The 14,297-nt window shown below is 62.4% G+C and carries 12 protein-coding genes and 1 pseudogene; 4 read left to right on the forward strand and 9 right to left on the reverse strand.

Annotated features, from left to right (window positions below; genetic code table 11):
- Nucleotides 1-178 precede the first annotated feature (178 nt).
- From NKI70_RS18715 to NKI70_RS18740, 6 genes are all read right to left on the reverse strand, one after another.
- Entirely contained in the window at nt 179-646 is a 468-nt protein-coding gene (locus NKI70_RS18715; RefSeq protein ID WP_352457506.1) for a DUF1203 domain-containing protein, read from the reverse strand.
- Nucleotides 647-723: 77 nt separating this feature from the next.
- The gene (gene dapB / locus NKI70_RS18720) at nt 724-1,530 is read right to left on the reverse strand and encodes a 4-hydroxy-tetrahydrodipicolinate reductase (RefSeq protein WP_352448952.1); all 807 of its coding nucleotides are present in this window, start codon (nt 1,528-1,530) and stop codon (nt 724-726) included.
- Between the two features lie 150 nt (nt 1,531-1,680).
- Nucleotides 1,681-2,244: a GNAT family N-acetyltransferase gene (locus NKI70_RS18725; protein ID WP_352448953.1), complete on the reverse strand. Its 564-nt coding sequence runs from the start codon at nt 2,242-2,244 to the stop codon at nt 1,681-1,683.
- A 5-nt stretch (nt 2,245-2,249) separates the two neighbouring features.
- Nucleotides 2,250-3,101: a 3-mercaptopyruvate sulfurtransferase gene (gene sseA / locus NKI70_RS18730; RefSeq protein ID WP_352698822.1), complete on the reverse strand. Its 852-nt coding sequence runs from the start codon at nt 3,099-3,101 to the stop codon at nt 2,250-2,252.
- Between the two features lie 35 nt (nt 3,102-3,136).
- Nucleotides 3,137-3,880, reverse strand: a complete 744-nt coding sequence (locus NKI70_RS18735; RefSeq protein WP_023675105.1) for an alanyl-tRNA editing protein — start codon at nt 3,878-3,880, stop codon at nt 3,137-3,139.
- Nucleotides 3,880-4,914: a cysteine synthase A gene (locus NKI70_RS18740; protein WP_352698820.1), complete on the reverse strand. Its 1,035-nt coding sequence runs from the start codon at nt 4,912-4,914 to the stop codon at nt 3,880-3,882. The genes NKI70_RS18735 and NKI70_RS18740 overlap by 1 nt, the downstream gene beginning before the upstream one ends.
- A gap of 215 nt (nt 4,915-5,129) precedes the next feature.
- Between NKI70_RS18740 and NKI70_RS18745 the strand changes: the two genes are divergently transcribed.
- Nucleotides 5,130-5,951 carry an SDR family oxidoreductase gene (locus NKI70_RS18745; protein WP_352457508.1) on the forward strand — a complete coding sequence of 274 codons (822 nt, stop codon included), beginning with the start codon at nt 5,130-5,132 and terminating at the stop codon, nt 5,949-5,951.
- A 25-nt stretch (nt 5,952-5,976) separates the two neighbouring features.
- Nucleotides 5,977-6,132, forward strand: a pseudogene (locus NKI70_RS18750) (alpha/beta hydrolase); the annotation flags it as partial.
- A 102-nt stretch (nt 6,133-6,234) separates the two neighbouring features.
- Here the strand turns inward: NKI70_RS18750 and NKI70_RS18755 are convergent.
- Complete coding sequence (locus tag NKI70_RS18755) at nt 6,235-7,653, reverse strand: DEAD/DEAH box helicase (protein ID WP_352698818.1); 1,419 nt, start codon at nt 7,651-7,653, stop codon at nt 6,235-6,237.
- 388 nt (nt 7,654-8,041) lie between these two features.
- On the opposite strand from NKI70_RS18755, the gene NKI70_RS18760 reads away from it, so the two are divergent.
- The gene (locus NKI70_RS18760) at nt 8,042-9,574 is read left to right on the forward strand and encodes an acyl-CoA carboxylase subunit beta (protein ID WP_352471824.1); all 1,533 of its coding nucleotides are present in this window, start codon (nt 8,042-8,044) and stop codon (nt 9,572-9,574) included.
- A 7-nt stretch (nt 9,575-9,581) separates the two neighbouring features.
- Nucleotides 9,582-10,652: a M48 family metallopeptidase gene (locus NKI70_RS18765; protein WP_352698816.1), complete on the forward strand. Its 1,071-nt coding sequence runs from the start codon at nt 9,582-9,584 to the stop codon at nt 10,650-10,652.
- A 44-nt stretch (nt 10,653-10,696) separates the two neighbouring features.
- On the opposite strand, the gene NKI70_RS18770 is transcribed toward NKI70_RS18765, so the two are convergent.
- Nucleotides 10,697-12,700 (reverse strand): hypothetical protein, encoded by a 2,004-nt coding sequence (locus tag NKI70_RS18770; protein ID WP_352698814.1) that lies wholly within the window; start codon nt 12,698-12,700, stop codon nt 10,697-10,699.
- Nucleotides 12,697-14,226: an NAD(P)H-hydrate dehydratase gene (locus NKI70_RS18775; protein ID WP_352698812.1), complete on the reverse strand. Its 1,530-nt coding sequence runs from the start codon at nt 14,224-14,226 to the stop codon at nt 12,697-12,699. Before NKI70_RS18775 ends, NKI70_RS18770 begins: the two co-directional genes overlap by 4 nt.
- Nucleotides 14,227-14,297: the final 71 nt, after the last annotated feature.

Consider the following 14,297-nt stretch of genomic DNA (forward strand, 5'->3'; position numbering starts at 1 on the left):
AAAAGTGTCGGGCGCGCGGAATAACCGGACAACAAAAAAGCGGAGCCAAAGCCCCGCTTCCTCGGTTGTCGAAAATTCCCGCCGGTTCATCCGCGGTCGGCAAATCGATCGACAGTGTGTTTCTACCGCTTGTATGCGACGGGAGTACGACAGCCCCAAGCCGGTGCAGCCTGTCCGGTTACGCGCGGTCGATCCGGCACTGATAGCAATTGTTGCGCGCCGAGCGGATGTGGACGTAAGCGATGTCGTCGCGTTCGAACAACGTCTCTGCCCGTGCGGCAATTGCGTCGGTCGGAATGACGCCGCCGCTGCCGTAAACGATGCGGTCGTCCTTGCCATAACCACGCACAATGTAATCGCTGCTTTCGAGCATTTCGGGAAGCATTTTCCCCTCGGCGGCGCGTTCGCATTCTTTCGCATGCAGAAAGATCGGCCCCGTTTCGGCATAAGGCTGCAGCTCCGGAAAAGGCCGATAGGCCAAAACAAGATAGGCTTCTCCCACAGCAATATTTTTCAAGCAATGACGGCAAGGCACGCCGTCGCCATCCGAAATTTGCCGCTCTGGCTTCAAGCCATAAGCATCCGGCCCGCCGCGCTGAAGTGCCCGGACAGCATTGGTTGGCAAGGCTTTGAATTTTAGCGTCATGGCAAAATCTCCGGTGTCGTCGACCGGAAATTATGCTCGCAAGACAGAGCTTCCCACCCGATTCCTGCCGAAATGGATCAATCCATCAGCGCGTCGAGACCACGAACCAGACCTTTGATCTGCTGTACCCGTCTGATGGCGAGCAGCGTGCCCGCCACGTAAGGCGCCGCGGACGAGCCGGCGTCGTGGCGTATGGTCAGCCGCTCGTCTGGCAGACCGAACAGCGCCTCGCAGGACAGGATGTAGGACGGCAGGCGAAGCGCGTGCACTTGCACCCCCTCGCCTGCGCCGACCGCACCACCGCGTGTGGCCGGCACGCCGGAGACCTCGGAGACCGGCTTTGCCGTTGAGGCCTTGCGGATGTCGGCCAGCGCTTCAGCAAGCTCTCGTGCGGTTCCGGAGGGCGCGTCGGGCTTCTTTGCACTAGCATAATCGATGACCTCGACATCCGGCACGTATTTTGCCGCCATAAGTGCAAACCGCTTCATCAGCGTGGCGGTGATGGAAAAGTTGCCAGCGGCAACAACGCCGACGCCATTGGCCCGCGCCGCGGCGTCGATCTCGGCATAGTCGGCAGCTCCCAGTCCCGACGTGCCGATCACCGTGTGCCGTCCGTTGTCGATGGCGAGCAGCACATGGTCTTTCACGACATGCGGCTTGGTGAAGTCGACCAGCACGTCCGACGGCGCCTCCAGCGCCTCGGCCAGCGAGGCCGAAACGGCAATACCATTAGCCGGCATACCAACCAGCAGACCGGAATCCTGCCCCGCGCCGCTGCGTGATACAGCCCCGGCCAGCGCCATGTCGCCTTGCGCCCCGATCGCCGGAACCAGCGCTTTGCCGACCCAGCCGGTCGCGCCGGCCATTACCACGCGTATTGCCATCGTGCGATCCTCCATCACCCATCGATTTTTAGACGATAGCGATATGGAAAGAGCCAAGCTCATTCAAGTCGGGCTCGCCTTTGAGTGTTGATCCAGAGACTCTGGGACATTGCAAAGACAAGCTGAAGCTCGGATGAACGGGCCTGAAAATCAGGGCCGCATGACGCTGGCCGCGCGCTCGGCAAAAGACATCGGATGTACGACCTCCTTTTTTTGCGCCACTGGCGTAAAGCCGAGTTTTTGATACAGCGGCAGTGCTGCTGGGTGATCGAGGGTGCAGGTCTGCACCGTCACCCGCTTTGGCCCGTGCGACCAGGCTGCGGCGATTGCCGCACCGAGGAACCAGCGGCCGATGCCTTGCCCGGTCGCGTGCTCCATCATTCCGAAATAAGCGAGTTCCACTTCCTCCGGCAAATGCGGCTTGAGGTCGAAGAAGCCGGCCGGCGCACCATCCAGATAAAGCACCCTGATGTCGCGGTCCTCGCGGTGGATGCCCGCCGCAAGCTCCTCGTCGCTCAGCCTCAAAACATTGACCCAGTGCCATTTGCGGCCGACCCGATCCATCAAATAGCGGTAGAAATGCAGGGGAATGTCTTTGGTCTTGAGCAGCGCGATCTGGCGGTTGTACGGCAGCGGCGGCGAATAGGCAGGCGGCACATGCATTTCGAGAAACGTCACGGTGACATCGATGTCTTCCAGCGATCCGTCTTCCATCACCGTCAGTCCTTGCCCGTCACGACAGGCGTGTCGGAAAGCCCGCCCCATTCGGTCCATGAACCGTCATAAAGCCTGTTGTCGGCATGGCCAAGCGTCTCCAAAGCTAGCGTGACGGCTGCCGCGGTGACGCCCGACCCGCAGGAGGTGACGACCGGCTTCGACAGGTCGATGCCGGCTCCTTCGATCACTTTGCGCAGCCTGTCCTTCGGCAACAATTCGCCGTTTTCCGAAAGCGCCGAAAACGGCACGTTGTGCGCGCCCGGCATATGGCCGGAGCGGATGCCGGGGCGCGGCTCCGGCTCGGTGCCGGCAAAACGGGCAGGCGAGCGCGCGTCGGCGATCTGGCTCTCCCCCGTCTCGACGATCCGGCGCATGTCGGCAAGGCTGGCGACGCGGGCGGCATCGAAGTTGGCATAAAACACGCAAGGCGCGATCTTCGTCGGCTCCGCCGTCACCGGCCGTCCGGCGGCTTTCCAACGATCGAAGCCGCCGTCGAGTATATAGACCTGGAACACGCCCATGACGCGAAACAACCACCAGGCGCGCGGTGCAGAAAAGAACCCTGGCCCGTCATAGACAACAATCGTGTCATCGGCCGAAATACCCATCGCGCCGACATATTGCGCGAAATGCTGCGGCGACGGCAGCGTGTGCGGCAGAGCCGCGTCGGGGTCCGAAACCGCATCCTGGTCGAGGAAGCGGGCACCTGGAATATGCGCTACGTCGTACTCGGCGCGCGCGTCACGCTTTTGCGCCGGCAGATACCAGGACGCGTCGACAATCGTCAGGCCGGGTTCGCCGAGCCGCTTCTGTAACCAATCGGCATCGATGGTGAAAGGACTGTCGTCGGCCATCTTTTCTCTCCTGTCCCGTCCGTCGCATCCCTATATCAGGCTGGCGGCATAGGACCAAAGCGAATGCGGAAGCGCCGGTTCTCGCGGCCCTTCTTCTCGATCTTGCCGATATGGATCTCGCCGATTTCGCTGGTGCTCTTTACATGGGTGCCGCCGCAAGGCTGGCTGTCGATCGAAGCGTTCTCGCCGATGCAGACCAATCGGATCCTTCCCGTGCCGGCCGGGGGCCGCACATTCTTGGATTTCACCAGGCCCGGATTGGATGCCAGTTCCTCGTCGGATATGAGCCGGGTGAAGATCGGGTGGTCGGCTCGCACCAGCTCCATCAGTCTGGCCGTCACATCTTCCTTGGTAAAGCCGGCGTCCGGGATGTCGAAATCGATACGGCTGTCGTCCTCGGAAACCGCGGCGCCGGTGATCGGGAACGGACAGACGACGGTAAGCAGGTGGCAGGCAGAATGCATGCGCATCAACAACTGCCGCCGCGGCCAGTCGATGGCGAGCCTCATGCGCTCGCCCACCTTTGGAACTGCCTGCTCCGGCGCCGGCACATGGATGATCTCGTCCTTGGTTTCGCCGGTGATCGTAGCGGCAATCGCTATGCCGGTGCCGTCGGCGCGTTCGAGGCTGCCGGTGTCGCCCGGCTGCCCGCCCGATGTGGCGTAAAACACCGTCCGGTCCAGAATGATGCCGCCGCGATCATTGACTGCGACAACGGTGGCGTCGGCCGTCCCCAGATAGGCGTCGTCACGAAACAGCGCTTCGGTCTTGTGCGCCATCACGCAATCCTTTCGAACGGTACCGAAATCGTGCTCTGTTGCTCCATCCACCCCGGCACCGGCAGCTTCTTTTCGCGCAGGAATTCAGGATTGAACAGCTTCGACTGGTAGCGCGTGCCGTAGTCGCAAAGCATGGTCACGATGGTGTGGCCGGGGCCTAGCTCGCGCGCCAGGCGAATGGCGCCGGCAATGTTGATGCCCGTCGAACCGCCAACGCAAAGCCCCTCCTCCTGGATCAGGTCGAATACGATCGGCAGCGCGTCCTCGTCGGGGATCTGGAAGGCAAAATCGGGTGTAAAGCCTTGGAGGTTGGCGGTGATCCGCCCCTGCCCGATGCCTTCGGTGATCGAACTGCCCTCGGATCTCAGCTCGCCGCTGGTGTAGAAGGAATAGAGCGCTGCCCCCAGCGGATCGGCCAGCGCGATCTTGACCTGGTTGTTTTTGGCCTTCAGCCCGAAACCGACGCCTGCCAGAGTGCCGCCGGAACCGACCGCCGACACGAAACCATCCACCTTGCCGTCGGTCTGGTTCCAGATTTCTTCGGCCGTGGTGCGGATATGGCCGTCACGGTTGGCGACATTATCGAACTGGTTGGCCCAGATCGCGCCGTTCGGCTCGCTCTTCGCCATCTGCTCGGCCAGCCGGCCCGACAGCTTCACGTAGTTGTTCGGGTTCTTGTAAGGCACGGCGGGCACTTCGATCAGCTCGGCGCCGAGCAGTTTGATTGTATCCTTCTTCTCCTGGCTCTGGGTGTCGGGAATGACGATCACCGTGCGGTAGCCGAGCGCCTTGGCAACCAGTGTCAATCCGATGCCGGTATTTCCGGCCGTCCCCTCGACGATGACGCCGCCGGGCCGCAGCAGCCCACGCTGCTCCGCATCGCGGATGATGAACAGGCCGGCGCGGTCCTTTACCGACTGCCCGGGATTCATGAATTCGGCCTTGCCCAGGATCTCGCAGCCGGTTGCTTCCGAGGCCTTGTTGAGGCGGATCAGGGGCGTGTTGCCGATCACGTCGATCACAGAACGGGGCATGGAGATTCCTTTGTGGGTGCGGCGAAACCCTAGAAACCCGAAGCTTCGGTTTCAAGGCAAGAATTTGCCTGGTCCAGTCGCATTTCGCACACTGCAATTCCTGCAGCCAGGAGCGCCCGACCGGTATTCATTTCAACCATGTACCGAAAAGCACTCTTTTCATTCGATTTCTTCACCGGTAGAGCACAGGCTAAGAAGAGCCGGCGGGGCGCAACATGACACTCTATCGGGCCAATCCGAAGCATGGCGTCGCCTGGATTACGGGCGGCAGCAGCGGTATCGGCCGTTCGCTGGCCAAGGATCTTGCCGCTCGGGGCTATGTCGTCGCGGTGACTGCGCCAGATGACCATCCGATCGATACGCTCATCGTCGAAACGGCGCAGATGGCGGGCCGTGTCGCAGCCTATCCTTGCGACGTGACCGACGAAAAACGCATGGCGAAGACGGTTGCAGCGATCGAGAAAGATCTCGGTCCGATCGTGTTGGCAGTGTTCAACGCTGGAAGCTATATCGCAACGCCGGGCGAGGATCTTGTGGCGCGCAATTTCCGTCGGTCTTTCGAAGTCAATTATTTTGGCATCATCAATGGCCTGCTGCCGGTCATCGAACGCATGCGCGTGCGCTCGCGCGGCCATGTCGTGCTGATCGGTTCGGTCACCGCCTATTTCGGCTGGCCCACCACCGCCGCCTATGGCGGCACCAAGGCGGCAGTCAATATCCTGGCCGAGTCGCTGAAATACGATTTCGACAAGATGAACGTCCGCATCCAGGTGATTAATCCGGGCTTTGTCGACACGCGGCTGACCGAAAAGAACTTCCTGCCGATGCCGGGCTTGATGCCGGTCAATCTGGCCTCGCGCCGCATCGCGCAAGGCATCGAATACGGCGGCTTCGAAGTCACTTTCCCACGCCGCCTGAGTTGGACGCTGAAGCTGCTCAGGATGCTGCCGAGGCCGTTCTGCCGATGGGTGATCAGCACGGTCACCCGGTGGAATGCGCGGCCGCTGAATTTCGACCGCAAGCCGCCAGTCGAGTAGGATCGGTGATGGGCGAGCGATCGTACTTGCGGGTCGCTGGGGCGCCGCACATGAATTGATGCCGGTCGACGATACCGGCGACCCGGACAACCACGTCATTGCCGGCGACGCGCTGTCGCCATCGACCACGACTTTCCTCGCGCAGCGGATCGTCGTGTGGATCGAGGCGGTGGTAAAGTGAACCAAAGGCCCCCAAGCAAGAGGGCGACCGAAGCATCGCTCCGGTCGCCCTCTTCAATCGTGTGTGACCAAGCCAGGCTTGGCCGACCGCAACACGGTCAGATTATGCGGCCCGCGCTGCTGGCCGCTTGCCGCCGAAGCGGCGCTTGTTATTGCCCTTGAAGGGCTTGGCGCCTTCCGGCTTGCGCTCGCCCGCAAAGGCCGGCTTGTCGCCGAACCGCTTCTTGCCGAAGCCATTGTTTGCGCCGCCGGGCCGCCTGCCGTCGCGACGGCCATTGCGGTCGTTGCGATCATTGGCCGGTTCGAAGCTGCGCTCGTTCTTCTCGGCGGGATTGCGCTGCGGATCGGGGCTGCCGAGATGGTCGGCAACGATCGGCAGCTTGGTGCGGATGATGCGCTCGACCTGACGCAGCTTGCTGTTTTCAGACGGGTCGCAGAGTGTGATGGCGATGCCGTCCATGCCGTTGCGGCCGGTGCGGCCGATGCGGTGGACATAGCTCTCCGCCTCGTCCGGCAGGTCGAAATTCACCACATGGCTGATGCCGGGCACGTCGATGCCGCGTGCCGCAATGTCGGTCGCCACGAGAATGCGCACCGAACCCTCACGGAAATCGTTGAGTGCCTTCTGACGGGCATTCTGCGACTTGTTGCCGTGGATGACGGCGGCCTTGAAGCCGTCGCGCTCGAGATCCTTGGTCACCCTGTCGGCGCCATGCTTGGTGCGCGAGAAGATGATGACGGACTTCATCGCCTCATCGGCAAGCATGTTGGCCAGCACCTGGCGCTTCTGCTTGGTGCGGGCAAAGACGACACCCTGCACGATCTCGGCTGCCGCGGTGCTGTGAGGAGCGACTTCGACGCGGATCGGGTTCTTCAGCAGGCCTTTCGCCAGTTCGGCGATCTCGGCCGGCATAGTCGCCGAGAACAGCACCGTCTGACGGTCCGGCGCCGTCGCCTTGGCGATGCGCTTCACGTCGTTGATGAAGCCCATGTCGAGCATGCGGTCGCCTTCGTCGAGCACCAGCCATTTGGTGTCGGCAAGCATCAGGTCGCCTTCACGCACAAGGTCGGTCAGCCGACCGGGCGTTGCGATCAGGATGTCGACGCCGGGCGCAACCTTCTTCACCTGGCTGAAGCGCGAGACGCCGCCCAGCACGAGCGCGGTCGATACATGCGCGCCCTTGGCGAGCAGCTTGATCATCTCCTCGATCTGCACCGCGAGTTCACGTGTCGGCGCCAGGATCAGCGCGCGGGCCGTCTTCGGCCGGCGCTTGGTGCCAAGTGCGATGATCTTCGACAGGATCGGCAGCGCGAACGCCGCCGTCTTGCCCGAGCCGGTCTGGGCGATGCCGAAAATGTCGCGGCCTTCGAGCTGCGGCGGGATCGCCTGGGCCTGGATCGGCTTCGGATCGGTAAAGCCGGCGGCATTGGTGGCCTTGAGCAGTGCGCCGGTAATTCCAAGTGCGGCGAAACCGTTCAGTTCCCCAGTGTCCTTACCGGTCAAAGTGTTTTCATTGGTCAAAATATTCTTCTTTCATGCGGCTCCTGGCCGCAAACATCAATGGGCGGCAGGGCGCAACCTGCCGTCGAAAATTGTCATGAAACGACAAGGCGGGCGGACATTATCGTCCGCACGGCTGCGCTGTCGTGCCCGCAGGCATCATGCCACGGGGCTTTTTCGCCACCTTGCCGATCTGTCGGGAAGAGGGAAAACAGACGCAACCAGTCTCATTCGTCGAGAAGGCCGGATTATCCCGGCCCAAGCGCCTATGCCGCCGCATATGGCCCAGTTCCCATCGAAATGCAAGGGGCCCGATGCTGCAGCGCAGCAAAAGCCATGAGGAAGCGGCGCTTGCGCTCTCTCGCGGGCATGATTACCACAATGCAGCTTTCCGTTTCGGGGACCGGTCATGAAGGACGTGCTGAAGGAACTCGAGCGCCGCCGCGAGATCGCCCGCATGGGCGGCGGCCAGGCCCGCATCGACGCCCAGCACAAGAAGGGCAAGCTGACCGCCCGCGAACGCATAGACGTCTTTCTCGACGAGGGCTCGTTCGAGGAGTTCGACATGTATGTCGAGCACCGCTCGACCGATTTCGGCATGGAGAAAACCAAGATCGCCGGCGACGGCGTCGTTACCGGCTGGGGCACCGTCAACGGTCGCCCGGTCTATCTTTTCGCCAAGGATTTCACCGTGTTCGGCGGCTCGCTGTCCGAGGCGCATGCCGAAAAGGTGGTCAAGGTCCAGGAGATGGCGCTGCGCAATCGCGCGCCGATCATCGGCCTTTACGACGCCGGCGGCGCCCGCATCCAGGAAGGCGTGGCGGCGCTCGGCGGCTATGCCGAGATCTTCCAGCGCAATGTACTGGCCTCTGGCGTCATCCCGCAGATTTCACTGATCATGGGCCCCTGCGCCGGCGGCGATGTCTATTCGCCGGCGATGACTGACTTCATCTTCATGGTTCGCGAAACCTCCTACATGTTCGTCACCGGGCCGGATGTGGTGAAGACCGTCACCAACGAGACGGTCACCGCCGAAAGCCTCGGCGGCGCTTCTATCCACACGACGAAGTCCTCGATCGCCGACGGAGCCTACGACAATGACGTCGAGGCGCTGCTGCAGATGCGCCGGCTGGTCGATCTGCTGCCCGCTTCCAACACGGCGGAAATTCCCGAGATCGAATGCTACCAGTCGGTCACCGATCACGATCTGTCGCTCGACAGGCTGATCCCCGACAATGCCAACAAACCCTACGACATCAAAGAGTTGATCCTTAAAGTTGCCGACGAGGGTGACTTCTTCGAGATCCAGCAGAATTTTGCGAAAAACATCGTCACCGGCTTCGGCCGTATCGAGGGCCGCACCGTCGGCTTCGTCGCCAACCAGCCGATGGTGCTGGCCGGCGTGCTCGATTCGGATGCCAGCCGCAAGGCGGCTCGTTTCGTGCGATTCTGCGACTGCTTCTCGATCCCGATCGTCACCTTCGTCGACGTGCCGGGCTTCCTGCCCGGCACCGCGCAGGAATATGGTGGGTTGATCAAGCACGGCGCCAAGCTTCTGTTCGCCTATGCCGAAGCGACCGTGCCAAAGATCACCGTCATCACCAGAAAGGCCTATGGCGGCGCCTATGACGTGATGGCCTCGAAGCATCTGCGCGGCGACATGAACTATGCCTGGCCGACGGCGCAGATCGCGGTGATGGGCGCCAGGGGCGCGGTCGAGATCATCTACCGCAAGGACATCGGCGACGCGGAAAAGATCGCGGCACATACAAAAGCTTACGAGGATCGCTTCCTGTCCCCCTTCGTTGCCGCCGAGCGCGGCTATGTCGACGAGGTGATCATGCCGCATTCGACCCGCCGGCGCATTGCACGTGCGCTCAGGATGCTGCGTAACAAGGACATGCAGAACCCCTGGAAGAAACACGACAATATTCCGCTGTGAGGGGTTGATGTCGCGCCTGGTCCTCTATGTAGGAGCGCGTTTCGGCAGGTTTGCCATCCTGCTCTTCGCCCTGCCGCTGTTTTGCCCAATACTCCTGTGGTTCTGGTTCCTCGATTGCTATCCGCTCGCTGTCATCGCGACTGGCGTTGTTGCGATCCCGGCCGCGATGCTGGCCATCGTTCTGTTGATCGGGACATTGTTCGCCGGTTTTCGACGCAGCAAGGTGGACGGGATTACTCGGGAATCAGCCCCGAAATTGTGGGCCGTCTGGGAGAGTATTGCCGGCAAACACCGCGCCAGCCGCACGAGCATCATCCTGAGCGACGATCTCAACGCTAGCATCGGTGAAGAGCGGCCGTTTCTGGGCCTGCTTGGTCGCAGGGCAATTCTCACCGTGGGCCTGCCGCTGCTCGCAGCGACCGACCAAAAGGGGTTTGCGGCGATCTTGGCCCATGAGGACGCCCATCTGAAAAATAAAGATACAAATGGCGGGCTCAACCTGGCCGAACTCGAAAAGAGCTTCGATCTAATCTTCGACTTCGCCCCACCGGGAAAAACCGTTTCAGGCAGCCTGTTCTACTGGATGCTTGGCCCGCTGTCGCGCACGCTGGAGCGCGAAGAAATACGGTTGTCGCGGCGGGCGGAAATTGACGCAGATCGTCATGCAGCGATGTCCGGCGATGCACATGAAACGGCGCGCGCCCTGCTGCTGATCGGTGCTGCCAGTACGTTCTTCGATGACCAAGTGTATATTCCGCTTAAACGTGAACTGCTTGGCACCATGGTACCGCCTCGTCCACCACTTGAAAGAGTTCTGGCGGCCGCCAGTCACCTGTCGAGGCTTCCCATCCTGCAAGAATATGCGCAAAAGGCCTGGGACGCGCCAGATAACGAAAGCGCGGATCATCCGCCCTGGTCCGAACGTTTGACTGCTCTTGGATTTAGCTCGGCTCCAGAGATAGAACCAGTTCTGGTTTCCGCCTTGTCGAGCCTGCTGAGCGATGAGATCGTCGCCGAACATGTCCGGCATTTCGACGGCGAATGGACATCGAAGATCGCCGACTATCTCGATCGATAGCTATCCACCTGAAACTATAGCGGCTAATGCCCAGTCGGCGCAGGCTATTCCGCTTCCGCCGCGCCGAATCCGGCTCCCATCGTCGCGCGGACGGCGCCCGACCATGGCGTGGCGTGATTGTCGATGCGCATCTGGAAGATAAAATAGGTCGGCGAGCAGAAGCCGATACCTTTCACCTTGCCGAGGCCGGGCGTATCGGGCGGCAGCGACTGGCACATGTAATCCTCGCGGCAGAAATGGTCGGCCGAACAGGCGGGACGATTACCGCGATTGACAGCGCCGCCGAGGCACTGGTCGAAATTATTGGTCGCCACGCAGGTGTCGAATTTCTTGCCGCCGACGAGCCCGCAGATCTCGTTGGGCATCGGCTTGCCCGTCTTGAAGGCGGCAAAGCTGCGATCCCGGTCGTCGCAGCCGCGATAGGCGATACCCGCCGGCACACCGATCTTCGGCGGTCGGCAGGTGTAGGCGGCGCGCGAAATGCTTGGCGCGAACGCCGCGAACTGACCGGTGATGGTATAGCGGTCATTGAAAGGCTGTGCCGGGTTGCTGGCGATCGAGCCGGTCAGGCACGGATGGCCGGAGAACATCTCTTCGCTGTGCTTGGGCAACAGGCATTGCGCCAGCTTGGTGCGTACGCCGGACGCGGTTGCCAGCTGCGTGCAGACGGTGCCGGCGCCGCATTGCCATGTTGCGCCGAAGCGGGCCGCATCCTGTGGCATCAGGCACGGCATCGCCATCTCGGCCGGCGAATAGGCGATTTCGCCGGCATCGTTCCAGGTCGCCGGCGGCGCGAACGATAACGGGCGAAAGCGGTTCGGTTCCTTGCCGTCGGCAGTCGCGCGCAGCCAGGCGACGCGGCGCGGGATGTCGGCGTGGAGATGCGGGGAGATGCCGACCTCGATGCGGTTGAGCGGCGAGGTCGTCTTGTCGTCCAGGCCGATGAAATGGAAGCCGGCGGTCGAGCCCGCCTGATGGCAGCCCTGGCAGGCGCCGTTGTCCAGCCGCTCGACCAGTGCCTCCGGCGTGCGCACCAGCTTCAGCGCAGAGAAATCGACACCAGCGAAATCCGCGGACTGGAACAGTGGCGTGAACAGGTGGTTGGCCTGCCTCGCACTGCCGAAGGTCGACCACGAAATGACCTTCCTTGCCAAGAATTCATCGGGGATTTGGTAGACGCCGAGATCGACCGCCGCGACACTGGTGCGGACATAGTCCGCAAGTCTTGCTTTCAGCGCGACGTCTTCGGCAAGGCGTGCCGCATCGGGCGTGTTTTCCAGCGGCTTTTCGCTGGCAGCCACGCCATCGATGCCGAAAATTCGCATGAGATAGGCAGCCTGCCCGCCGAATTCGGTCTCCTGGCCGGAGGGGAAGCGCACCACTTGCGCATTGAGCTCGAGCTGCTTGAAGGTGAGCGCCGCCCTGTCCAGCGGCCCACCGATCAGCCAGCCGGCATCGACGTTCTCGTCGAGCTGTGGTGCCCAGCGCCCGGCGACGCCGACACAACCGCCATCGGCATCCGGCGCGGCATTGTAGACGGCACTGAAATTGAACGGCAGGCGCGAGCCCAGAACCTTGCCGTTTTTCTTGAAACTATAGGATAAGCGATAGACGAAGCGCACTTCGCCGCAACTCGTATCGCCTTGCAGCGCGGCGAAGTCGCGCCGGTCGAGCCGGTTGACTACGCCGACGAGGCGGAAGCGCGCGGCATCGGTCCTCAGCCAGCGCATGTCCATGACGCGGCCAACATTGCCGTCGGTCACCTCGTAGAGCGGCCGACCGCCGGCCTTCATCTCGGCCCGCAATGCTGCGACGTCGCTTGCAATCGTTTCGACGATCGCGTGATAGGCCGGCGCCTTGTCGTAAAGCGTCTTCAAATCGCCCTTGCCATCGACGCCTAAAATGCCGGCGAACCCGTAACCGTTGCTGTCGAGAGCGGCGAGAACGGCCGGGTCGTCGACGATCGTCAGCGGAGTTTCGGCGTTCGCAGCCTGCGCCATGAATACGGCGCTGACGATCGCAACGAGCAGCGTGAACATGCGGTTCATTCGGCAGCTATCCCGCGACTTTCGATAAGCTCGCGCAGGACCGGCACCAGCGCCAGCGGCAGGTCCTCGGCGATCAGCCCCGGCCCGAAACGGCTGCCGGCCTCGGCATGGATCCAGACTGCCGCACAGGCCGCTTCAAAGGCCGGCATGCCCTGCGCCAGCAGCGCGGCGATGATACCCGACAGCACGTCGCCCGAACCGGCGGTGGCCAGCCAAGGCGCGCCATTGCCGTTGATCGCTGCCCGGCCATCGGGGGCCGCAATCACAGTGTCGGCACCCTTGTAGACGAGAGTGGCGTTGGCCCGTTCGGCTGCGGCGCGTGCCTTGGCGAGTTTGGACAGGTCCTTGTCCTCGGCGATATCTGAAAAAAGCCTGGCGAATTCGCCGTCATGCGGCGTCATCACCAGAGCCGGCGCGCTCGGCCGGCTGGCGGCTTCGAACAGGGCATCCGGCGCGTCGCGAAACGAGGTGACGCCGTCGGCGTCGAGCACCAAGCCCTCAATCCCGCCGCCCTGCCCATGGGCGCCATTCAGCACGGCCAGGGCGAATTCGCGCGTCTTCTCACCAATGCCAAATCCCGGGCCGAGCACGAAGGCCGATGGCCGGCGGCTGCCGACGAATTCGTCCACATCCGCGACAGTGTCTAGCTTGCGCAGCATGATCGAGGTCAGATGCGCCGCGTTCACATGGATGGCGTTCGCCGGCGACAGCAAGGTGACGGCCCCTGCCCCGCTCCTGGCCGCGGCAAGCGCCGACAGCCGCGCAGCACCCGTCGCCGACGGCCCGCCGGAAAAGACGCCGACATGGCCGCGTTTATACTTATGGGCGTCGACGGCCGGAACCGGAAAGCGGCCAAGCCAGAGCGCCGGAATGTTCTCGAATGTTCGTGGTTCAAGCTGCGCAACAACACTGTCGCTTATGCCGATATCAGCGAGCACGATTTCGCCGCACAGCTCGCGCCCCGGCAACAAAAGATGGCCTGGCTTTTTTCGCGCAAAGGTCACGGTGATTCGGGCGTGGAAAGCCTGACCGAGGACATTGCCGCTCTCACCGGAGACGCCCGACGGCAGGTCGACCGCGACGACCGGCGAATTCAACTCCGCCACATTGTCGATCGCCTTGGCGGGGTCGCCGGATAGCGGCTTGGACAGCCCCGCCCCGTAAAGCGCATCGACCACGATCGAGCCCGTCTCGGCAACGAAATCCGACAGCGGCCGAGCTTCAACCGGACACTCCGAGGCAGCGACTGCTGCATCGCTGCCTCCTTTAGGCGATCCGGACGCCCATACCGAAACGTCGACGGCGCTCTCCCGAAGGATGCGCGCCACGACATAGCCGTCGCCGCCATTGTTGCCGGGGCCGCAAAGCACGTGGACGCGCGTTGCGTTCGGGTAGCGCTTGAGTACTACGGCAGCAACCGCAGCACCGGCATTGCGCATCAGGCCGATGCCGTCGAATGGACCAGCGGCAATCGCCAGCCGGTCGGCCTCGGCTATGTCGGACGGAGACAGAAGCTCATTGCTCATGCGGGCGACATGCACATCATTTCCCCAAGCATTGTCCAGTTTTTGATCCGACGCAAACAACGAAGGTCCCC

The sequence above is a fragment of the Mesorhizobium sp. M0500 genome, assembly GCF_040321165.1.
In the GTDB taxonomy this organism is placed as follows: Bacteria; Pseudomonadota; Alphaproteobacteria; order Rhizobiales; family Rhizobiaceae; genus Mesorhizobium.